The sequence below is a fragment of the Bradyrhizobium sp. WSM4873 genome, from assembly GCF_055811355.1.
Genome location: NZ_JBVVPS010000020.1, coordinates 70,534 through 91,247, shown reverse-complemented (window position 1 = coordinate 91,247; position 20,714 = coordinate 70,534). Strand labels below are relative to the sequence as shown.

Annotated in this window: 20 protein-coding genes; 7 read left to right on the top strand and 13 right to left on the bottom strand. The window is 64.8% G+C overall.

Annotated features, from left to right (window positions below; translation table 11 throughout):
* Positions 1-28: 28 nt before the first annotated feature.
* The 3 genes from AC0L21_RS24550 to AC0L21_RS24540 all read left to right on the top strand — a co-directional run bounded on the left by AC0L21_RS24550 (position 29) and on the right by AC0L21_RS24540 (position 3,570).
* Positions 29-961, top strand: coding sequence for a LysR family transcriptional regulator (locus AC0L21_RS24550; protein ID WP_473264325.1), 933 nt, complete (start codon positions 29-31; stop codon positions 959-961).
* Positions 962-1,143: 182 nt separating this feature from the next.
* Positions 1,144-2,562, top strand: coding sequence for an MFS transporter (locus AC0L21_RS24545; protein ID WP_473264324.1), 1,419 nt, complete (start codon positions 1,144-1,146; stop codon positions 2,560-2,562).
* Between the two features lie 267 nt (positions 2,563-2,829).
* Positions 2,830-3,570: a sulfate transporter family protein gene (locus tag AC0L21_RS24540; RefSeq protein WP_473264323.1), complete on the top strand. Its 741-nt coding sequence runs from the start codon at positions 2,830-2,832 to the stop codon at positions 3,568-3,570.
* A gap of 6 nt (positions 3,571-3,576) precedes the next feature.
* Here the strand turns inward: AC0L21_RS24540 and AC0L21_RS24535 are convergent, their stop codons facing one another.
* The 3 genes from AC0L21_RS24535 to nth are packed head-to-tail and all read right to left on the bottom strand — an operon-like array spanning position 3,577 to position 7,115.
* Positions 3,577-5,205 carry an MFS transporter gene (locus AC0L21_RS24535; protein WP_473264322.1) on the bottom strand — a complete coding sequence of 543 codons (1,629 nt, stop codon included), beginning with the start codon at positions 5,203-5,205 and terminating at the stop codon, positions 3,577-3,579.
* Positions 5,192-6,328: an HlyD family secretion protein gene (locus tag AC0L21_RS24530; RefSeq protein ID WP_473264321.1), complete on the bottom strand. Its 1,137-nt coding sequence runs from the start codon at positions 6,326-6,328 to the stop codon at positions 5,192-5,194. Before AC0L21_RS24530 ends, AC0L21_RS24535 begins: the two co-directional genes overlap by 14 nt.
* 34 nt (positions 6,329-6,362) lie before the next feature.
* Positions 6,363-7,115: an endonuclease III gene (nth, locus tag AC0L21_RS24525; protein ID WP_473264320.1), complete on the bottom strand. Its 753-nt coding sequence runs from the start codon at positions 7,113-7,115 to the stop codon at positions 6,363-6,365.
* Positions 7,116-7,137: 22 nt separating this feature from the next.
* On the opposite strand from nth, the gene AC0L21_RS24520 reads away from it, so the two are divergent.
* Both AC0L21_RS24520 and AC0L21_RS24515 read left to right on the top strand, forming a co-directional pair.
* The gene (locus tag AC0L21_RS24520; protein WP_473264319.1) at positions 7,138-7,671 is read left to right on the top strand and encodes a DUF2244 domain-containing protein; all 534 of its coding nucleotides are present in this window, start codon (positions 7,138-7,140) and stop codon (positions 7,669-7,671) included.
* Positions 7,672-7,727: 56 nt separating this feature from the next.
* Positions 7,728-8,624, top strand: a complete 897-nt coding sequence (locus AC0L21_RS24515; protein ID WP_027514780.1) for a methylated-DNA--[protein]-cysteine S-methyltransferase — start codon at positions 7,728-7,730, stop codon at positions 8,622-8,624.
* Positions 8,625-8,811: 187 nt separating this feature from the next.
* Here AC0L21_RS24515 and AC0L21_RS24510 read toward each other — a convergent pair whose 3' ends face one another.
* The 8 genes from AC0L21_RS24510 to dnaK form a co-directional block, all read right to left on the bottom strand.
* Complete coding sequence (locus tag AC0L21_RS24510; RefSeq protein ID WP_007598504.1) at positions 8,812-9,435, bottom strand: 2,3-bisphosphoglycerate-dependent phosphoglycerate mutase; 624 nt, start codon at positions 9,433-9,435, stop codon at positions 8,812-8,814.
* Positions 9,436-9,515: 80 nt separating this feature from the next.
* Complete coding sequence (gene dapB, locus AC0L21_RS24505; RefSeq protein ID WP_473264318.1) at positions 9,516-10,331, bottom strand: 4-hydroxy-tetrahydrodipicolinate reductase; 816 nt, start codon at positions 10,329-10,331, stop codon at positions 9,516-9,518.
* Between the two features lie 262 nt (positions 10,332-10,593).
* The gene (locus AC0L21_RS24500) at positions 10,594-10,905 is read right to left on the bottom strand and encodes a DUF1330 domain-containing protein (RefSeq protein ID WP_473264317.1); all 312 of its coding nucleotides are present in this window, start codon (positions 10,903-10,905) and stop codon (positions 10,594-10,596) included.
* A gap of 80 nt (positions 10,906-10,985) precedes the next feature.
* Positions 10,986-11,693: an orotidine-5'-phosphate decarboxylase gene (pyrF, locus tag AC0L21_RS24495; protein ID WP_473264316.1), complete on the bottom strand. Its 708-nt coding sequence runs from the start codon at positions 11,691-11,693 to the stop codon at positions 10,986-10,988.
* A gap of 6 nt (positions 11,694-11,699) precedes the next feature.
* Positions 11,700-12,278, bottom strand: coding sequence for an NADPH-dependent FMN reductase (locus AC0L21_RS24490; RefSeq protein WP_473264315.1), 579 nt, complete (start codon positions 12,276-12,278; stop codon positions 11,700-11,702).
* A 57-nt stretch (positions 12,279-12,335) separates the two neighbouring features.
* Entirely contained in the window at positions 12,336-12,935 is a 600-nt protein-coding gene (locus tag AC0L21_RS24485) for a class I SAM-dependent methyltransferase (protein WP_007598495.1), read from the bottom strand.
* Between the two features lie 88 nt (positions 12,936-13,023).
* Entirely contained in the window at positions 13,024-14,157 is a 1,134-nt protein-coding gene (dnaJ, locus tag AC0L21_RS24480) for a molecular chaperone DnaJ (RefSeq protein WP_473264314.1), read from the bottom strand.
* Between the two features lie 275 nt (positions 14,158-14,432).
* Positions 14,433-16,334, bottom strand: coding sequence for a molecular chaperone DnaK (dnaK, locus tag AC0L21_RS24475; protein WP_473264313.1), 1,902 nt, complete (start codon positions 16,332-16,334; stop codon positions 14,433-14,435).
* A gap of 394 nt (positions 16,335-16,728) precedes the next feature.
* On the opposite strand from dnaK, the gene AC0L21_RS24470 reads away from it, so the two are divergent.
* Positions 16,729-17,670 carry a hypothetical protein gene (locus AC0L21_RS24470; RefSeq protein WP_473264312.1) on the top strand — a complete coding sequence of 314 codons (942 nt, stop codon included), beginning with the start codon at positions 16,729-16,731 and terminating at the stop codon, positions 17,668-17,670.
* Positions 17,671-17,954: 284 nt separating this feature from the next.
* A complete protein-coding gene (gene pncA, locus AC0L21_RS24465; protein WP_027514788.1) occupies positions 17,955-18,677 on the top strand; it encodes a bifunctional nicotinamidase/pyrazinamidase in 723 nt (240 codons plus the stop codon).
* Between the two features lie 140 nt (positions 18,678-18,817).
* On the opposite strand, the gene grpE is transcribed toward pncA, so the two are convergent.
* Positions 18,818-19,432 carry a nucleotide exchange factor GrpE gene (gene grpE, locus AC0L21_RS24460; protein WP_275168934.1) on the bottom strand — a complete coding sequence of 205 codons (615 nt, stop codon included), beginning with the start codon at positions 19,430-19,432 and terminating at the stop codon, positions 18,818-18,820.
* Positions 19,433-19,528: 96 nt separating this feature from the next.
* On the bottom strand, positions 19,529-20,617 hold the full coding sequence (hrcA, locus tag AC0L21_RS24455; RefSeq protein WP_007604027.1) for a heat-inducible transcriptional repressor HrcA: 1,089 nt from the start codon (positions 20,615-20,617) through the stop codon (positions 19,529-19,531).
* Between the last annotated feature and the right edge of the window lie 97 nt (positions 20,618-20,714).

Sequence of the window (20,714 nt, the reverse complement as noted above, 5' to 3'; positions counted from 1 at the left end):
TTCGTACTTATAGAACGCTTGATCGCCCATGGATTCGCGCCAGCTCCGCTATTTCATCGCCATCTACGAGCAGCGGAACCTGTCGCGGGCGGCTGATCAGATCAATGTCGCGCAGTCGGCGCTGAGCCATCATATCTCCAACCTGGAGGCGGAATTCGCAACGCCCCTGTTCGAGCGCAAGCCGCGCGGCATGGAACCGACGGCAGCCGGCGAACGGCTCTACGAACACGCCCGCATCATCCTGCGCGCGATGGTGGAGGCCGAGACCGAGGTGCGCGAAGGCGCCCGGGTCATTGCCGGCGACATCTCCATCGGCATGGCCAATTCCGGCGTCAAGGCGATCGGCGTCGAGCTGATGCGCACGGTGCTTGCCAAATATCCCAAGCTCAAGCTGTCGCTCACCGAGAGCCTGTCGGGCGCGACGCTGATGCACCTGATGATCTCCAGCGTCGATCTGGCCCTGGTCTACAATCCGCCGTCAGAGAAAGAACTGATTACGGAACCAGTGCTCGAAGAGGAGATGTTCCTCGTCGGCATTCCGAAGCTGGTCGGCAAGGGCAAGACCCCGATCCGCTTCGAGGAGCTGAACCGGCTGCCGCTGATCCTGCTGCGCTATGGCCTCGGCCTGTCCTCGCGTGCGCTGCTCGACGATCCGGTCCTGCTCAAGCGGCTGGAAGGTAGCGCCATCCTGCACGCCAATTCGATCACCGGCATGACCGGCGCGCTGGTGGAAGGGCTCGGCTGCACCATCGCGACAAAACTGTTCGCGCGCGATGAGCTGGCGGCCGGCCGCCTGGTCGCACGCAAGGTGATCAATCCGAAGCTGACCCGCACACTCTACCTCTGCCGTCTGCGCAACCGCCCGATGACTTACGCCATGGAAGAGATGCGCCGACTGATGCTGGCATTGATCGCCGAGCAGGTGCGTAGCGGCGGCTGGCAGGCGGAGCTTGCGGGATAGCGCCGACCGGCTGTCCTGCCTCTCGTCGCCCGAGTTCGAAAATCTCGAACGCTCCCATCGATATGTTCTTCTGGATTTCCGCTATCGGCCGGCCAACATGACGTGGTCCGGCAGAGTTCACGACAAATGACAGAGATGAGCCGCCGGGAACAGCGCAATCCGCGCGCCACCGGGAGGATATCATGAGCGTCGTCGGCATCGACACGGGCATCGAACTCGGCACCGCATCCGCAGCACCGGACGAGATCTCGCGGCGGCTCGAGACGATGCCGGGGACTTCCTACGTCTGGCGCCTCGTCATCCTGCTGTCGCTCGGCGGCTGTTTCGAGATCTACGATCTGTTCCTCACCGGCTATATCGCACCGGGCCTGAACCGCAGCGGTCTCCTGACCACGACGACGCAGGCCTTCTTCGGCTTCTCCGGCATCGGCGCCTTCGTCGCCGCGACCTTTGCCGGCCTGTTCGTCGGCACCTTCTTCCTCGGCTTCCTCGCCGACCGTTTTGGGCGCCGCGCGATCTTCACCTACGCGTTGCTCGGCTACACCGCGGCCTCCGTGATCATGGCCTGCCAGACCTCCTCGGAGGGCCTGTTGTTGTGGCGCTTCCTCGCCGGCATCGGCATCGGTGTCGAAGTCATCACCATCGATGCCTATATCACCGAGCTGGTGCCGAGCCGGATGCGCGGCCGCGCCTTCGCCGTGAACCAGTCGATCATGTTCATCGCGGTGCCGGTCGTCGCCGCGCTGGCCTGGTGGCTTGTGCCGCTTTCGCCGTTCGGCGTCGACGGCTGGCGCTGGGTGGTGCTCATCGGGGCGGCCGCCAGCATGATCGTCTGGGTGCTCAGGCTGTTCCTGCCCGAAAGCCCGCTCTGGCTGGCGCGCCATGGCCGCGGTGAGGAGGCCTATCGCATCCTGGCAACGCTGGAAGCCGCCGGCGGAAACACGGCAGCGCCGCTCCCTACGCCGTCGTCTGCGCGGCCGGCAGCACGCTCGGTCGCGGAAATCGGCTTCGCCGATCTGTTCCGCCCGCCTTTCCTCTCGCTCGTCGTCCTCTTCATGGTGTTCAACCTCTGCCAGGCCTTCGGTTTCTACGGCTTCGCCAACTGGGTGCCGACGCTGCTGGTCGAGAAGGGCATCAACGTCACCAAGAGCCTGCAATATGCCTTCATCGTCGCCTTCGCCTATCCGATCGCGCCGCTGTTGGCCTCGAGCTTCGCCGACAGGTTCGAACGCCGGTGGATCATCGCGGGAGCTTGCATCGCCATCATCGTCTTCGGCATGGCGTTCGCGCAGCTGACCGAGCCTGTGCTGCTGATCATCTGCGGCGTGCTGCTGACGGCCTGCAACACGACGATGTCCTATGCCTATCACGCCTATCAGACCGAGGTGTTTCCGACCCAGATCCGGGCGCGCGCCTCCGGCCTCGTCTATTCGATGAGCCGGCTGAGCGCGACGTTCTCGGGCTTCGTCGTCGCCTACATGCTGAAGGAAGCCGGCGTCACCGGCGTGTTCAGCTTGATCACCGCGGCGATGCTGATTGTGGTGATCGCCATGGCGCTGTTCGGCCCGAACGTGCGCGGCAAGCCGCTGGATCTGGTGTAGCTGAGCTTGTCGTTGCCGGTGCCGCCCATCGTGGTGCCGACGCCATTGAGGAATCTGATAGCCGGTGGCGGGATCGGCATCGCCGTCTCGAACCATACAGCTCGAATGCCGGTTTCGGGCCTCCATCCTTGGAGAGGCTTGCTCCCCAAGCTCCTTTGGATGGGGGACGAGAGTTTCTATGACGCGGTCAGAGTGAGGCTGCCTCCCTTGCCGAACGGGCAACCTGTGTCTACTTCTCGCGGGTGATTTTCCCGAGAGGTACCTCCCATGTTGGATGCCGCCGTAAAGGCGCTGTCGCAAATGATCTCGCCGCCGATGCGCTCGATCCTGTGGCGGTCGATCGGAGTCGCACTGGTGCTGATCATCGTACTGGCGATCGGCCTGCAGCGGCTCCTGAGCTGGTTTGCGACCTATGGCGAGGGCTGGCTGGAGGGCCTGCTCGGACCGGGCTGGCATTCATCGCTCGAGGTGTTGTCCTGGATCATTTCGATCGCTGCGGGCTTCGGCGTCGTGTTCGGGGCTGTGTTCCTGATGCCCGCCATCACCTCGTTGGTGGCGAGCCTGTTCGTCGACGAAGTCGCCGACATTGTCGAGCGCGAGCACTATCCGGCGGAGCGGCCGGGCGTCGCGCTGCCGTTCAGCCAGGCGATGTACGAGGGCGTCAAGACCGCGCTGCTGACGATCCTGGTCTATCTGGTCGCGTTGCCGCTGGTGCTTTTCGCCGGCGCCGGTTTCCTGGTCTTCTTCCTCGCCACGGCCTGGCTGCTCGGCCGCGAATATTTCGAGCTCGCGGCGATGCGGTTTCGCTCGCCGGAGGAAGCCAAGGCGATGCGGCGCGACAATGCCGCGATCATCTTCACCGCGGGCCTGTTCATCGCAGCCTTCGTCTCGATCCCGATCCTCAATCTGGCGACGCCGATCTTCGCCATGGCCTTCATGGTCCACATGCACAAGCGGCTCTCAGGCCCGCGACCCGAGCTTATCGAACCGGCGCGGCAGATGCGCTGACGGTGTCTACCTCACCGACATCCCGCATCTGCGCAGCAGCATCCTGGCGAAGCCGAACGGCGCCGGCGTGAACGGGCCGGGCGGGGCACGGGTGACCAGGGCGACGACGCCGAGCGCGGCCATCGCGACCCAGAAGCACAGCCAGAAGCCGTCGATATAGGCGAGCACATTGGCCTCGCGCTGGACCAGGCCCGCGAGCGTGCCGACCGCGCGGGCCTGGGCCGAGCCGGCACCATGGGCCGCAAAATGGTCGGCGAGCTGTTTCAGCATGCGGACCACATCGACGTCGCCGACGCCGAGATTCTGGCCGAGATAGAAGGAATGGATCTGCTCGCGGACGCGCAGCCACGTCCCCATCAATGCCACGCCGATCTCGGCACCACCGAGCCGCATGATCTGGATATAGGCGGCAAACGAGGTGGCGCGGCTCGGATCGGAATTGGACAGCAGCGTGATGATCAGCGGCAGCAAGGTCAGTGATTGCCCAATCGCCTGGAGCAGCACGATGCCGGCGAAATCCTCGCGCGCCCAATCATGGCTGAGCTGCGTGCCCCAGAGATTGGCGGCGGCGAAGCAGGCAAATCCCACGACCACCACCGTGCGCGGATCGAAATGCCGCAGCAGCCAGATCGAGAGCGGCACCAGCACGAACATCGGCAACGCGCCGTAGGTAAGCAGCAGGAGGCCGCTCTGCTCCGGCCTGAGCAGGGCGATGGTGGCGAGGAAGTTCGGCACCAGCGACGCGTTGGAGAGGCTGGTCAGCGTGTAGAGCAGGATCAGGACCAACCCCAAGCCGATATTGCGCGAGAACAGGACGTTCACATGCGCCCAGGGCTGCCGGACCAGGGACTCGTTGACGAGGAAGCCCGCGACCAGCACCGCGCCGGCAATGATCAACGCCATCACCGTCCCCGACCCCAGCCAGTCCAGCCGGTTGCCCTGGTCGAGCCCGGCATAGATCATCGAGACGCCGGCGCCGAGCAGCAGCATGCCGCCCCAATCGGCCTCGCGCAGCAAAGCACGATTCACCGGCTCGTTCGGCGTGCCCCAATAGACCATCAGGCCCATCAGTGGCGCGATCAACACGCTCTGCCAGTACAGCCATTGCCAGCCGAAATGGTCGACATAGAAGCCGACCAGCGAGCTCGAGGTATCCAGCGCGAAGCCGACGCGGATCGAATAGATCGAGATCGCCGGGAGCCACCAGCGGATCGGCAAATTGCGGAACACGATCATCAGCGTCGCCGGCACGAAGGTGCCGAGCAAGAGGCCATGCACGACGCTGAGCGCGAGCAATGTCGGATAGTCGTGCACGAACGGGATGATCAGCGAGACCGCGGCATAGACGAGACTCGGGATACCGAGCACGCGGCGCAGGCCGAATACGGTGGCAAGCCAGGCCACCGCGGGTGCGATGAAGATCTGCGAGCCGATGCCCGCAGTGGAGAGCCAGGCGCCCTCGTCGAACGAGAGCGAGAACGCGCCGCGCAGGTCCGGCAGGCCTATTGTGGTCAGGCGGCTGTCGAAATTGGCGAGGAACGAGCCGAGCAGCACCGCTGCCACCGCAAACAGCGGCTGCGGGGCGACGCCGCCGCGCGAGAGCGGTCCGCGACTGGAATCGTCATTTTCCGCCATTGCCGGCCTTGGTGTCGATGCTGGTAACGACCGACATGCCCGGCACCAGCCGCGCCAGCAGCGGCTGGTTGTCGTCGAACTGGATGCGCACGGGAATGCGCTGCACGACTTTGGTGAAGTTGCCGGTTGCGTTGTCCGGCGGCAGCAGCGCGACCTGCGCGCCGGTCGCGGGCGCAATGCGCTCGACCCGGCCGCGCAGCTTCTCACGCGGGAAACTGTCGACCGTGATCTCGACCGGCTGGCCCGGTGCAACGTGCGTAAGCTGGGTCTCCTTGTAATTCGCGATCACATAGACCTTCGGCAACGGCACGACGTTGATGAGATTGGTGCCGATGTTGACGTAGTCGCCGGGCTGCACCTGCCGCTCGCCGACGACGCCGTCGAACGGCGCGGACATCTTGGTGTAGCCGAGCTTGAGCTTCGCACTCGCCAGCGTCGCCTTGGTCGCTTCGAGATCGGCGGCGCGCTGCTTCCTGGTGCCTTGCAGCACCTCGAGCTGGTGCTGCTGGGCCGCGATCACGGCGCGGCTCGCGCGCACATCGGCCTGCGCTTTGGCATAGCCTGCGACCGCCTGTTCGAAGTGCTGCCGCGTACCGGATTCGGTCTGCGACAGCGATTGCTGACGCTCCTGCTCCTGCCGCGCCTCGACCTCCACAGCTTCGGCCGAGAGCCGCGCCGCTTGCGCCTGCGCGATCGTCGCATATTGCAGCTCGATCTGATTGGCCAGATTGTCGAGCACGGCCTGCGCGGCGGCGACCGCGGCGTCGGACTGCGCGACTTGCGCGTCATAGTCGGCAGGATCGATCTGGATCAGGAGATCGCCGGCCTTGACGCGCTGGAAATCGGTGACTCCGACGGTCAGCACTTCGCCGGAGACCCGACTGGCAAGCCGCGTCAGCTCGGCGCGCACATAGGCGTCGTTGGTGGTCTGGACCGCCGAATTGCCGACCCATTCGTCGAAGCGCTGCGTTGCCAGCGCGACGAAGCCGAGCGCGACGATCACCGCGAACAGCGGAATCGCGAGCCGGCTCCACAGTGAACTCGCCGGTCGCTGCGTTGGCTTCGGTGGCGGCGCCGGTGTAGCAGCAGGCGGCGACGGCGAGATTTGTTCCTGCTGACTCACGCTAGACTCCAAAAACCATTTCCCGAACGCTATTTCAGACCGTCTTTTCCGGCCACCGGCAGAGATCGTTGATCAGGCAAACCTCGCAGCGCGGCTTGCGCGCGATGCAAGTATAGCGGCCATGCAGGATCAGCCAATGATGGGCATGCAGCATGAACTCGGCCGGGATCACCTTTTCGAGACCGAGCTCGACCTCCAGCGGCGTCTTGCCGGGCGCAAGTCCGGTCCGGTTGCCGACGCGGAAGACATGCGTGTCGACCGCCATGGTGTGCTCGCCGAAGGCCATGTTGAGCACGACATTGGCGGTCTTGCGCCCGGCGCCGGGCAGCGACTCGATCCCGGCGCGCGTGCGCGGCACCTCGCCGCCGAACTCGCTGAGCAGCTTCGCCGACAGCGCGATCACGTTCTTCGCCTTGGTGCGGTAGAGGCCGATGGTCTTGATGTACTCGCGCAGGCGTTCCTCGCCGAGGTCGAGCATCTTCTGCGGCGTGTCGGCGATCGCAAACAGCGCGCGCGTCGCCTTGTTGACGCCGGCGTCGGTCGCCTGTGCCGACAGCACCACGGCGACCAGCAGCGTGAAGGGATTGACGTGCTCGAGCTCGCCTTTGGGCTCCGGGTTGGCCTTGCGGAAACGGTTGAAGACCTCGTGGACCTCGGGCGGTGTCCAAGGTTTCATGGCCTTGAGGGATTTCTTGGCGGGAGCCTTCGGCTTCGCGGCGGCCGCCTTCGCCTTTTTCTTCGGCACGGACGTTTTGCGCGGGGCCGGCTTGCGGGTGATTTTCGCCATGATCGGGATATACTGAGGGAGGATGAGCACAGGCAACGAAATTGAGCGCGAACGATCCGGAAGCGAGGCTGAGCCTCAGATCTTTTCCGCGCGCCTGACGCCGCACCGCTCGCTGAACCGCACCGGCTTCCTCGCGGTGATGCTGTTCCTGAGCGCCGTCAGCTTCGTCACTGGCCTCGTCTTCCTGATGATGGGCGCGTGGCCGGTGTTCGGCTTCTTCGGCCTGGATGTGCTGGTGATCTGGTGGGCCTTCAAGGCCAATTTCCGCGCGGCGCGGGCCAGCGAGGAGATCGTGGTCACGCCATCTGAATTGCGCGTGCGGCGCATCAGCCAGCACGGCCAAACCGTCGAGTGGACCTTCAATCCGCTCTGGGTCCAGCTCGACATGGAAATCGACGAGGATTTTGGCATCGAGCACCTCTATCTGATCTCGCGAGGTCACCAGATCCAGATCGCCCGCTTCCTGGGACCGGACGAAAAGGCAAGTTTTTACAAAGGTTTGGTTGAGGCCTTGAATGCCGCCAGGCGCGGCCCGACCTACAATCCGGTCACCTGATTTGCGCATCGGAAATCGGGTGGTTTCGCACCCCGCCCTCTCCTACATTTCCAATCATGATGACACTCGCGATACATGACCAGCGCCTGGCCGGGCCGGGCTCCCAGAACGCCGCGTTGCGCGACTATGATTCCGTGCGCCGGGCGATCGCCTTCATTTCGGAAAACTGGCGCGCGCAGCCGACCATCGAGGCGATGGCGGATGCGGCCGGCGTCACGCCGGACGAGCTGCACCATCTGTTCCGCCGCTGGGCCTCGATCACGCCAAAGGCCTTCATGCAGGCGCTCACGCTCGATCACGCCAAGGGCTTGCTCAGGGACTCCGCGAGCATCCTGGACGCCGCGCTCGACTCCGGGCTTTCGGGTCCGGGCCGGCTGCATGATCTGTTCGTCACCCATGAGGCGATGTCGCCGGGCGAATGGAAGAACGGCGGCGCGGGACTGATCTTGCGCTACGGCTTCCATCACTCGCCGTTCGGCACCGCGATCGTGATCGCGACCGATCGCGGACTGTCGGGCCTGGCTTTCGCCGATCCCGGTGAGGAACAGGTAGCGCTTGCCGACATGACGCGGCGCTGGCGGAACGCAACTTACGTCGAGGATCACGAAGGTACCGCACCATTGGCGCAGCGCATCTTCGACACAAAACTGTGGCGCCCGGATCAGCCGCTGCGCGTGGTGATGATCGGCACCGATTTCGAGGTCCGGGTGTGGGAGACGCTGTTGAAGATCCCGATGGGCCGCGCGGTGTCCTATTCAGACATCGCCTGCAACATCAACAGCCCGAAAGCCTCACGCGCCGTCGGCGCCGCCGTCGGCAAGAACCCGGTGTCCTTCGTCGTGCCCTGCCACCGCGCGCTCGGCAAGAGCGGCACGCTCACCGGCTACCATTGGGGCATCACCCGCAAGCAGGCGATGCTGGGCTGGGAGGCCGGGCAGCTGGGAATGCAGTAATAGTTGCTGCGCGTAGTCTGCCCCACATGGTCGTCCTGGCGAAAGCCAGGACCCATTATCCCAGGAAGATGTTTTGGCGCCGACTTCCAACCACCAGTCATCGAAAATCAACGACGGTGGTTATGGGTCCTGGCTTTCGCCAGAATGACACCGAGTGTTTGGCCGGCTCCGTCGCGCGCGAACGTCTTTAGCCCGCCAGATCCAGTTTCGAGGCCACGGTCGAATCCGCATTGAGCCGGTAGATAATCGGCACACCGGTGGCGAGCTCGCGCTTCAAAATGCCTTCGGGCGAGAGCTTCTCCAGCACCATGATCAGCGCGCGCAGCGAATTGCCGTGGGCGGCGACCAATGTGCGCTTGCCATTGAGCACGCCGGGCAGGATCTCCTGCACGTAATAGGGTAGCGCGCGCGCCAGCGTGTCTTTCAGACTTTCGCCACCGGGCGGCGGCACGTCGTAGGAGCGGCGCCAGATCAGCACCTGGTCCTCACCCCATTTCTTGCGGGCGTCGTCCTTGTTGAGGCCGGAGAGATCGCCATAGTCGCGCTCGTTCAGCGCGAGGTTCTTCGTCGTCGGCAGTCCCTTCTGGTCGAGCTCGCCGAGAATGAGATCGAGCGTATGCTGGGCGCGCGTCAACACCGAGGTGTAGGCGACGTCGAACACGAGACCCTGCGCCTTCAGCTTGCGGCCGGCTTCCGAGGCTTCCTTCACGCCGAGTTCGGTGAGGTCAGGATCCTTCCAACCCGTGAACAGGTTCTTCAGATTCCATTCGCTCTGGCCGTGCCGCACCAGCACGAGAAGACGTTCGCTCATTGACTGCTTTCCGTTTCGTTCGTTGTCTAAGCATGATCGTGTCGGAAAATCGCTTCACGCTTTCCCGGATCATGCCTCGTTCAGATATCAGACAGGCCGAGCACGTCGGCCATGGAGTAGTGCCCCGGCTTCTTGCCATGCGCCCAGAGCGCGGCCTTCAGCGCGCCGTGGGCGAACAGCATGCGATCCTCCGCTTGATGCGACAGCGTCAGCCGCTCGAACGGGCCGAGGAAGCTCACGCTGTGATCGCCGGCCGCGGTGCCGCCGCGCAACGACGCAAAGCCGATGTCGCCGGGCTTGCGCGCGCCGGTGATGCCGTCGCGGCCGCGATCTGCATGCTCGTCGAGCGCGATGCCGCGGCCGCTAGCTGCCGCCTGGCCCAGCATCAGTGCCGTGCCCGAGGGCGCGTCGACCTTCATGCGGTGATGGGTTTCGACGATCTCGATGTCGAAGCTCTCGTCGAGCGCCTTGGCAACGCGCTTGACGACGGCGGCGAGCAGATTGACTCCCAGGCTCATATTGCCGGACTGCACCACCACGGCGCGGTTGGTGACGCTCTTGATCACGGCGTTGTCGGAGCCCGACAGGCCGGTCGTTCCGATGACGTGCACGAGGCCGCGCTCGGCGGCGATCGCGACATTGGCGAGCGTCGCCGCGGGCACGGTGAAATCCAGAATGCCGTCGGCGTCCTTCGACAACGCCCAGAGATCGCCGGAGAGCTTGATGCCGTTGGCCGGCAAGCCCGCGAGCACGCCGGCATCCTTGCCGAGCAGCTCCGAGCCCGGCGCCTCCAGCGCGCCCGCCAGCACCGCGCCTTTGCTCTCGGCAATCGCCCGCGTCAGCGCCCGGCCCATCCGGCCGCCGGCTCCAGCAACAATCAAGCGCATGTCGGACATGGTGCGATCCTCTCACGGGCGTTGTAGCGGGGGGATGCAGTTCCGGCAACCAAGGGGGATTGGGAGCAGGCAGGCTTCCACCCTCCCCCGGAGCGCCGGTCGCTTGCGGCCATCCTTCGAGACGCCCGCCTACGGCGGGCCCTCAGGATGAGGTCGGAATCCCTGGCAACAAATTCGACGAGCGCCGATACTGCTTAGCCTCATCCTGAGGAGACCGCGGAGCGGTCGTCCCGAAGGACGAGGCGTGCGCGCAGACCCAGCCTCAGCCGTCTGACGGCTGCGGGCCGTCATAGCCCTCGATGATGATGAGGTCGGCGACGGAGTGCGGCTGGCGCACCTTGATGTTGGCCTGGTATTCCGGCGAGTTGTAGCAGGCGATCGCGGTCTCGTAGTCCGGGAATTCGATCACGACGTTGCGGGTGCGGCTGCTGCCTTCGACGGTGGTGAACTTGCCGGCGCGGATGACGAAGCGGCCACTCCATTTCTTGAAGATCGGACCATTGGCGACGGCATAAGGCTTGTAGCCCTCGTCACTGCTCACGTCGACGCGCCCGATCCAGTAGCCCTTTGCCATTGTTCTTCTCCCTGTGTTGTTGGGTTTCTATTTGAGCATGATCTGATCGGAAAACCGCTGCACACTTTTCCGGATCATGCTCAGAGTGCCCCGGCGATCTCGCTCTGGATCGCCTCCGCGATCGCCTTGGGGTCCGTGGCTTCCACCACCGGCCGCCCGACGACGAGATAGTCCGCGCCGGCGGCAATCGCGCGGCCCGGCGTCATGATGCGTTTCTGGTCGCCGCTTGCAGCGCCTGCCGGCCGGATGCCGGGGGTGACGAGGCTCATCTGGTGGCCGACGATCTTGCGCAAGGCTCCGACTTCCTCGGGCGACGACACCAGCCCGTCGATGCCGAGCACCTGCGCCTGCTGCGCGCGCGCTTCGACGAGCTCGGAGACGCCGAGCCGGAAGCCCGCCGCGTGCAGATCGTCCCCGTTGTAGGACGTCAGAACAGTGACCGCGAGGATCTTCAGGTTCGAGCTGCCGCGACCTTCGACGGCGCCCTTCATGGTCTGCGGATAAGCGTGCACGGTGAGGAAGGTCGCGCCGAGCCTGGTGATGCTGTCGACGCCTTGCGCCACGGTGTTCCCGATGTCGTGCAGCTTGAGATCGAGAAAGACCTTCTTGCCCTTGTCGGCGAGCTTGCCGACCAGCGGCAAGCCGCCGGCATAAGCGAGCCGATAGCCGATCTTGTAGAAGGTGACGCTGTCGCCGAGCCGGTTGACCATCGCTTCCGCGGCATCAACGCCGGGCAGATCGAGCGCGACGATCAGGCGGTCTTTCGGGGCGATCTCGGCTGGCGTCATGTCACCTCACATCATGCGTTGAGAAACGTCGATCAACTGCCGCACCAGTTCCTTCAACGCGGCGGAATCGCCCTCGTGCTTCAGCCTGTCCATATCGTCATAGGCCTGGTCGGCAAAGGCGAGCGTGAGCTGGTTGGCAATCACATTGGCGTGGCAGGAGGTCAGGATCAGCCGCAGCGCCTGCAGCGCGCGAGCCGCGCCGAGCCGGCTCTGCGAGGCGCCGGCGAGCGCGAAGACGCGGTTGCGGAACACCTCGCCGCGCGGCTCGTGCAGCTCATGCACGCGGCTGACCCAGTCGATCGCGTTCTTCAGCAGCGGCGGCACCGAGGCATTGTATTCGGGCGAGACGATCAGCACACCGTGATGCGCGCCGATCATACGCTTGAGATTGATTGCGTGCTTGGGCACACCGGATTTGGCCTGCAGGTCGCCGTCATAGATCGGCAGCGGAAAATCGGCGAGCGAGATGCGGGTGACGTCGATGCCGGCCTGGTCGAATGCATAGGCGGCGACCGCTGCCAGCTTCGCATTGTGCGAGCCGGTGCGCAGGGAGCCGGGAATGATCAGGATTTTCGGTGCGGACATCCGCTTCCATGCGTTCGGCGAAACGAGCCCGCCACGCAAACAGGAATGCCGGCGGAATTAGTCCTTGCGATACACCCAGACGCGGGCCGGCGGAAGGTTCATCCAGATCCGTTCCGAGGCCTCTGTGGACACGCCGGGCAGCGATTTCGGAATTGGCGGCACCACCGCATAGGTGAACTGGACGAAGGGCGCACCGGGCGCCAGGGCCGTGAAGGCGTCGCGGATGAGCCGCAGCCGCGTCAGCATCGGTTTTGTGACCAGCGGCAGGCCCGAGACGACCGCGGAGGCCGGCGCGCTCAGCACGTTCCACAGCGTGTCGCGCAGGCGATAGGCATCGCCCTGCACCACCTTGGCCTGCGGATAGCGGTCGCGCAGCAGGGCGCAGAAGCCCGGATTGTATTCGACGAGCACGAGACGCTTCTGGTCGACGCCGCGCTCGACCAGGGCCGAGGTGATGGCGCCGGTGCCGGGCCCGAGCTCGACCACCGGTGCGTCCGAATTGACATCGACGTAATGGGCCATGGTCCGGGCCAGCAGCTTGCCCGACGGCATCACCGCGCCCATGTGGAGGGGCTTTTCGATCCATGACCGGAGAAAACGCACCTCGTCATCGAGACGGGGCTTCTTCAACGCACGCGCGGACGATGGCAATGGCATGTCGGGACCGGCCGGGACCGCGGGACCGCGGCGTGTCAGAAAATGGTCATAAAGACGTATAGGCCGAAGAGGGCACGGTCAAGACGCGTCAACTCGCTCGATTACCGAAGAAATCCTTGACCTTGGTGAAGAAGCCCTCGGATTCCGGCTGGGTGTTGCCGGAGGAGAGCTTGTCGAACTCGGCCAGCAATTCCTGCTGCTTCTTGGTGAGGTTCTGCGGGGTCTCGACCACGACCTGAACGTACATGTCGCCCATCTGGCGCGAGCGCAGCACCGGCATGCCTTTTGATGCAATGCGGAATCGGCGGCTGGACTGGGTGCCCGCGGGGACCTTCACCTTGGTCTTGCCCTTGTCGATGGTCGGCACCTCGAATTCGCCACCAAGCGCCGCCGTTACCATCGAGATCGGCACACGACAATGCAGATCGGCGCCGTCGCGCTGGAAGAACTGGTGCTGGGCCAGCGACAGGAAGATGTAGAGGTCGCCGGGCGGTCCGCCGCGGACCCCGGCCTCGCCTTCGCCGGCGAGCCTGATCCTGGTGCCGTCCTCGACTCCAGGGGGAATGTTGACCGAAAGATTCCGCTCACGGGTGACCCGTCCCTGACCCGAGCAGGACGGGCAGGCGTCCTCGATCATCTGGCCGCGCCCCTGGCAGCCCGGACAGGTGCGCTCCAGCGTGAAGAAGCCCTGCGACTGCCTTACGCGCCCGGCGCCGCCGCAGGTCGAGCAGGTCTTCGGCTTGGTGCCGGCCTTGGCCCCGATGCCCGAACAGGCCTCGCAGGTGACCGAGACCGGAATCTCGATCTGCGCGGTCTTGCCGCCAAAAGCTTCCTCGAGCGTGATTTCCATGTTGTAGCGCAGGTCGGCGCCGCGCTCGCGGCCGCCACGGCCGCCGCGCTGTCCGGCCATGCCGAACAGATCTTCGAAAATGTCGGAAAAGGAGGAGGCGAAGCCCGCACCGAAACCGGCACCACCGCCGCCGCCCTGCTCGAAGGCGGCATGGCCGTAACGGTCATAGGCGGCGCGCTTGTCCTTGTCTTTCAGGACCTCGTAGGCCTCGTTGATTTCCTTGAATTTGACTTCGCTGGTGTCGTCCCCGGGATTGCGGTCGGGGTGAAACTTCATCGCCAGCTTGCGGAACGACGATTTCAGGACGGAATCGTCGGCATCGCGTTCGACTTCGAGGGTTTCGTAATAGCAGCGCTTGGTGGACGTGGACATGATGAGCTCGGTCTATCCGATCGCGATTCAAGTCGGAGCGAAGCAACGTCGCCATGCGACGATATAGGCAGCCTTCCGCCTCGCGGCAGAGGATTGCACGGCAGCATTCAGAATAACGGCTGGGAATTGATCGATGGTAACGGCGCCGATTTTATCAGTGCCGATTTTCACAGTGGCTTGGCTCGTCGAGCCCGACACGATGGCCTCCCCCGCGAGGGAGGAGGCCGTTGGCGCGTGTGGGGTCCAAGCCGTCCGCATCATCACCCTCGCGGGGTTCAGGCGGACTTCTTGTTGGTCTTGTCGTCGTCGACTTCGGTAAATTCCGCGTCGACGACGTCGTCCTTGGCCGCATCCTTCTTGGCGTCGGCCTCGGCCTGCTGCTTGTACATGGCCTCGCCGAGCTTCATCGAAGCCTGGGCCAACGTTTGGGTCTTGGCCTTGATCGCCTCGGCATCGTCGCCCTTCAGCGCTTCCTTGAGGTCGCTGACGGCATCCTCGATGGCGCGGCGCTCGGTCTCTGCGACCTTCGAACCGTGCTCGGCCAGCGCCTTCTCGGTCGAATGCACCAGTCCATCCGCGTCGTTCTTGGCGGTCACGGCCTCGCGGCGCTTCTTGTCCGCCTCGGCATTGGCCTCTGCGTCCTTGACCATCTTCTCGATGTCGGCTTCCGACAGACCGCCGGAGGCCTGGATGCGGATCTGCTGCTCCTTGGACGTGGCCTTGTCCTTCGCCGAGACGTTGACGATGCCGTTGGCGTCGATGTCGAAGGTCACCTCGATCTGCGGCATGCCGCGCGGGGCCGGCGGAATGCCCATCAGGTCGAACTGGCCGAGCATCTTGTTGTCGGCCGCCATTTCACGCTCGCCCTGGAAGACGCGGATGGTGACCGCGTTCTGGCTGTCCTCGGCGGTCGAGAACACCTGGCTCTTCTTGGTCGGGATCGTGGTGTTGCGGTCGATGATGCGGGTGAACACGCCGCCCAGCGTCTCGATGCCCAGCGACAGCGGGGTCACGTCGAGCAGCAGCACGTCCTTGACGTCGCCCTGAAGCACGCCGGCCTGGATCGCGGCGCCGATCGCCACGACTTCGTCCGGGTTGACACCCTTGTGCGGCTCCTTGCCGAACAGCTGCTTCACGACTTCCTGGACCTTCGGCATGCGCGACATGCCGCCGACCAGCACCACTTCGCCGATCTCTGCGGCGGTGAGGCCGGCATCCTTCAGCGCCTTGCGGCAGGGCTCGACGGTCTTCTGGACAAGGTCATCGACCAGCGCCTCGAACTTGGCGCGGGTGAGCTTCATCGTCAGATGCTTCGGGCCGGTCTGGTCCGCGGTGATGAAGGGCAGGTTGATCTCGGTCTGCGTCGTCGACGACAGCTCGATCTTGGCCTTTTCGGCGGCTTCCTTCAGGCGCTGCAACGCGAGCTTGTCGTTGCGCAGGTTGATGCCCTGCTCCTTCTGGAATTCGTCGGCCAGATAGCCAACCAAGCGCATGTCGAAGTCTTCGCCGCCGAGGAAGGTGTCGCCGTTGGTCGACTTCACCTCGAACACGCCGTCGCCGATTTCGAGAATCGAGATATCGAACGTGCCGCCGCCGAGATCGTACACGGCGATCGTGCCGGCCTTGGTCTTGTCGAGGCCGTAGGCGAGCGCGGCCGCGGTCGGCTCGTTGATGATGCGCAGCACTTCAAGGCCCGCGATCTTGCCGGCGTCCTTGGTTGCCTGGCGCTGGGCGTCGTTGAAGTAGGCGGGCACGGTGATGACGGCCTGGTCGACCTTCTGGCCGAGATGGGCTTCCGCGGTCTCCTTCATCTTCTGCAAGATGAACGCCGAGACCTGCGAGGGCGAGTAGGTCTGGCCGTCGGCCTCGACCCAGGCGTCGCCGTTGGAAGCCTTCACGATCTTGTACGGAACGAGCTTCTTGTCCTTCTCGACCGTCGGGTCGTCGTAGCGGCGGCCGATCAGGCGCTTCACTGCGAAGAACGTGCGCTCGGGATTGGTGACGGCCTGGCGCTTGGCCGGCTGGCCGACGAGGCGCTCACCGTCGTCCGTCACGGCGACGATCGAAGGCGTCGTGCGCATGCCTTCGGAATTCTCGATGACTTTGGCGTTCTTGCCATCCATTACGGCGACGCACGAATTCGTGGTGCCGAGGTCGATCCCGATGACCTTTCCCATGGTCCTATATCCTTGTTTTTGCGGCAGGCTGGCTGGGCCCAGAAGGCACCCGAACCGAAACCCCCTAAGATCAAACATTCGCGATATTGCGATGGTTGGGGGTCATATAGGAGGGGGGGAGGTGCCTGCAAGGACCGAACGCAAGTTTCGGCCGTGAAAACATTGGGTTTTGGAAGAACATATCCGGGCTGAACCGCCCTTGCGGGTGAGGAAATATTAACAGGTCCGGCGATCGGCCGGCATGCGCTACCGCATTCCGCCCGCTCTGTTGCGGCCAGACCAAAACCGCTAAAAGGCGGGCAGCCGGCCGGGCTCGTCCTCGGGCTGCCTCGCGCGACAAAGCGGCCGGCCGGCCACCATCGAACGGCCTCAATGTGAACCAATCAGAGTGCCCATGAAGCTGATCCGCCCCCTCGCCGCGCTCGCCCTCCTCGTCGCCTCTGCGCTCCCGGCTCTGGCTGCCGACGCCGTTTTCCCACCTGGCTTGCGCCTCGGCATGGTGCCATTGGTCGGCCTCAGCACGGCCAAGACCTTTCCCGGCTTCGAGAGCGAGGACGGCGGCGTCAAGGTGCTGATCACAGAACTGCCGCCGGCGGCCTATGGCGAGGTCGTGAGCGCCTTCAACTCCAATCCGGCCGGAGCCAACGGCGTCAAGCAGGACAAGATCGAGACGCCCGCGGGCCTTGCCTATTTCACCACCGAGAGCGGCAAGGCCGGCGAGACGCCGGTGCGGCGCTATTCGATGATCGTGCCGGGCGCCGGCTTCTCCGGCTATGTCGCGGTGCAGATTCCGGAGAATGCGAGCAAGATCTACACCGACGAGGCGGTGCGGCAGATGTTCGCGAGCGTCGTCACCCGCAAGCAGGTCTCGGTCGAAGAGCAGATCGCGCTGATGCCGTTCAAGATCACCGATCTCGCCGACTTCAAGGACGTTCGCACGCTGGCGCCGGGCTCGAGCATCATCCTGGCCGACGGCGACGAAAGCTCCGGCTATGAATCGAAGCCGTTCATCATCCTCGGCGTGATTGGCGCCACCCCGCAAGCCGCCGACGACCGCGCCCGCTTCGCCCAGGAGGCGGCGCTCCAGATCCCCGGCGTGCGGGAGTCGCGCGTCACCATGTCCGAGCCGATCCGCATCAGCGGCCAGCAGGGTTTCGAGACCCGGATCGACGGCGTCAGCGGCAAGGACAAGACGCCGGTGACTGTGGTGCAGTGGATCCGCTTCAGCAGCGGCGGCGCCTCGCTGCGCATCATCGCCAGCGCCCCGCGCGAGCAATGGCCGGTCGCCTTCACCCGCTTCCGCGCGGTCCGCGACGGCATCCAGCCGAAGGGCTAGCAGCATCTGCGCATGAGATGCGCTCCCTCCCCCGCTTGCGGGGGAGGGCTGGGGAGAGCTGGGGAGAGGGTGTCCCCGCACAGGGACACTCCCCCAGAGAATAGAGCCCTCACCCGCCGCGCTCTACGAGCGCAGCGACCTCTCCCGCAAGCGGGAGAGGTGCACCGAACCCGCGGCTCAAGCCCAACCACTCACCAAAGCCGGCTGCATTTTCGGGCTTCTGTTCGTATACGAACGGAACTAGGCTCCCGTTCCGTTGAGTTCATCCTGGAGGGAGGCGAATGATGCTGGATCGGCGACAAGTCTTGGCGGCGCTCGGGACGAGCGCGCTCGTGGCGCTCGCGCCAACCGCGATTCTGGCGGCCACATCGATCAAGCCGGACGATGCATCCGCGCTGCTCGTGATCGACGTGCAGAACTGCTTCCTGCCCGGCGGCAGCCTTGCCGTGAAGGAAGGCGAGCAGGTGGTGCCCGTCATCAACAAGATCTCGAAAGCGTTTTCGAACGTGGTGATGACGCAGGACTGGCACACGCAAGGCCATGTTTCCTTTGCGTCAGTCCACGCCGGCAAGAAGCCGTTCGAGACCGTCGATCTTCCCTACGGCAAGCAGGTGCTGTGGCCCGACCATTGCGTGCAGGGCACCGACGGCGCCGCGCTGTCGAAAGACCTTGCGATCCCGCACGCCGAGCTCATCATCCGCAAGGGTTTTCACAAGGATGTCGACAGCTATTCGGCCTTCCTCGAAGCCGACGGCAAGACCTCGACCGGACTTGCCGGTTATCTGAAGGCGCGCAAGATCAAGCGCGTCTTCGTAGTCGGGCTGGCGACGGATTTTTGCGTCGCCTGGACCGCGCTCGACGCACGCAAAGCGGGCTTCGAGGTCTATGTGGTGGAAGACGCCTGCCGCGGCATCGACAATCAGGGTTCGCTCGCAAAGGCCTGGGCCGACATGGCCAAGGCCGGCGTGAAGCGGATTCAGTCCGCGGATATCGCGGCGAGCGCGTAGGCAACGCCGAGAGCAGCCAATCCCTCATCCTGAGGAGCGCGCTTCTTCGCGCGCGTCTCGAAGGATGAAGGCCTCGCTGCGACGGCCGGGCCTGCATGGTTCGAGACGGCGCTGACGCGCCTCCTCACCATGAGGATCGGTTAGTTGGCCGCGCCGTTCGGCTCGTTGCTGTTGGCGGGCGCGGCCTTGGCGCCGCCCTTGGCGACACCGACCAAGGCGGGACGCAGCACGCGCTCGCCGATGGTGTAGCCGGCCTGCATGACCTGCACGACGGTGCCCGCGGGCACCGACGCATCGGGCACCTCGAACATCGCCTGCTGGAAGTTCGGATCGAACTTCTGGCCCAAGGGGTCGAATTTCTTCACGCCATGTTTTTCCAGCGCGCTGAGCAGCGAGCGCTCCGTCAGCTCGACGCCCTCGATCAGCGAGGCGAGGCCTGCATCGGCCGCCGCGCGGGCCTCGGCCGGAACGGCATCGAGCGCGCGCTGGAGGTTGTCGGCAATGTCGAGCACGTCGCGGGCAAAGCCCGTGACGCCGTAGAGCTTGGAGTCCGCGACCTCCTTGGCGGTGCGCTTGCGCAAATTTTCCATCTCGGCCAGCGTCCGCAGCATGCGGTCGCGCGCCTCGGCGGCTTCCTTCTGCAGGAGCTCGACCGAGCCGGGCTCGGGATCATCGGGCATGATGTAGGGTTTTGACACCACGGGCTCGCCGGCCGCAGCACTCGTGTCTTCGGGTTGCCGGTCTCGATCGGTCATCGGCTCTCTTTTCGCATTCGTCTCAGGGGTTTTCTGGCCCGCATATCGTGCTTCGGGCGCGGAAAATCAAGCGCCCGTGATCGGGGGAGACGCCGGTCAGCCCCCCAGGAGCCGGCTGACGATGCGGGCAGCGTAGTCCACGGTCGGGATCACGCGGGCATAATTCAGCCGCGTCGGCCCGATCACGCCCAAAACGCCGACGATATGGCCGGCAGCGTCCCGATAAGGCGAGATGATGGTGGACGAGCCCGACAGCGAGAACAGCTTGTTCTCACTGCCTATGAAGATCCGCACGCCTTCCGCGGTCTCGGCCCGCCCGAGCAGGTCGATCACGCCGCGCTTGGTCTCGAGATCGTCGAACAGCAGGCGAACGCGCTCGAGATCCTCCAGCGCATGCAAATCCTCGAGCAGATTGGCGTGGCCGCGGACGATGAGCTGGCGGTCCTCGTTCTCACCGCCGGACCAGCTGGCAATCCCGGCCGAGATCACCTTGTGCGTCAGCTGATCGAGCTCGGTGCGCGCCTCTCCGAGCGCGGTCTCGAGCTCGAGCCGCGCCTCGGCCAGGGTCCGGCCCCGGATCCGCGCATTGAGGAAGTTGCCGGCTTCGGTCAACGCCGAGGATGGAACTCCCGGCGGCAGCGTCAAGACGCGGTTTTCGACCTGCCCGTCCTCGCCGACCAGGATCACCAATGCCTTTTCCGGTTCCAAGCGGACGAATTCGATATGTTTCAGCCGCGCGTTGGATTTCGGCGTCAGCACGACGGCGGCGGCGCGGGTCAGGCCGGAGAGCCGCGTCAATGCCTCCTCGAGCGCGGCCTCCACCGATTGCGCGTGGCCCACGGAGGTCAACTGGCTCTGGATCGCCTGCCGTTCACCGTCGTTGAGGTCGCCGACCTGCATCAGGGCATCGACGAAGAACCGCAGGCCGAGTTCCGTCGGCAGCCGGCCGGCCGAGGTGTGCGGCGCGTAGATCAGGCCGAGCTGTTCCAGGTCGGCCATGACGTTGCGGACCGAAGCGGGCGACAGCGGCATGGCGATCAGGCGCGAAATATTGCGCGAGCCCACCGGCTCCCCGGTCGCGAGGTAGCTTTCGACGATTTGACGAAAGATGTCGCGGGAACGCTCGTTGAGCTGGGCGAGGCCCGCGCGCGGCGCGATCAGATGGATCGGATCGTGATGGGCCACAGACGGTAACTCCTCTCGGCTGCTTGTAATTTGTCTATCCGGGGGGCTTCTGACAAGCGTGGCGTTCGCGGATTGGAAATCGGGGGTGAATAAGGCC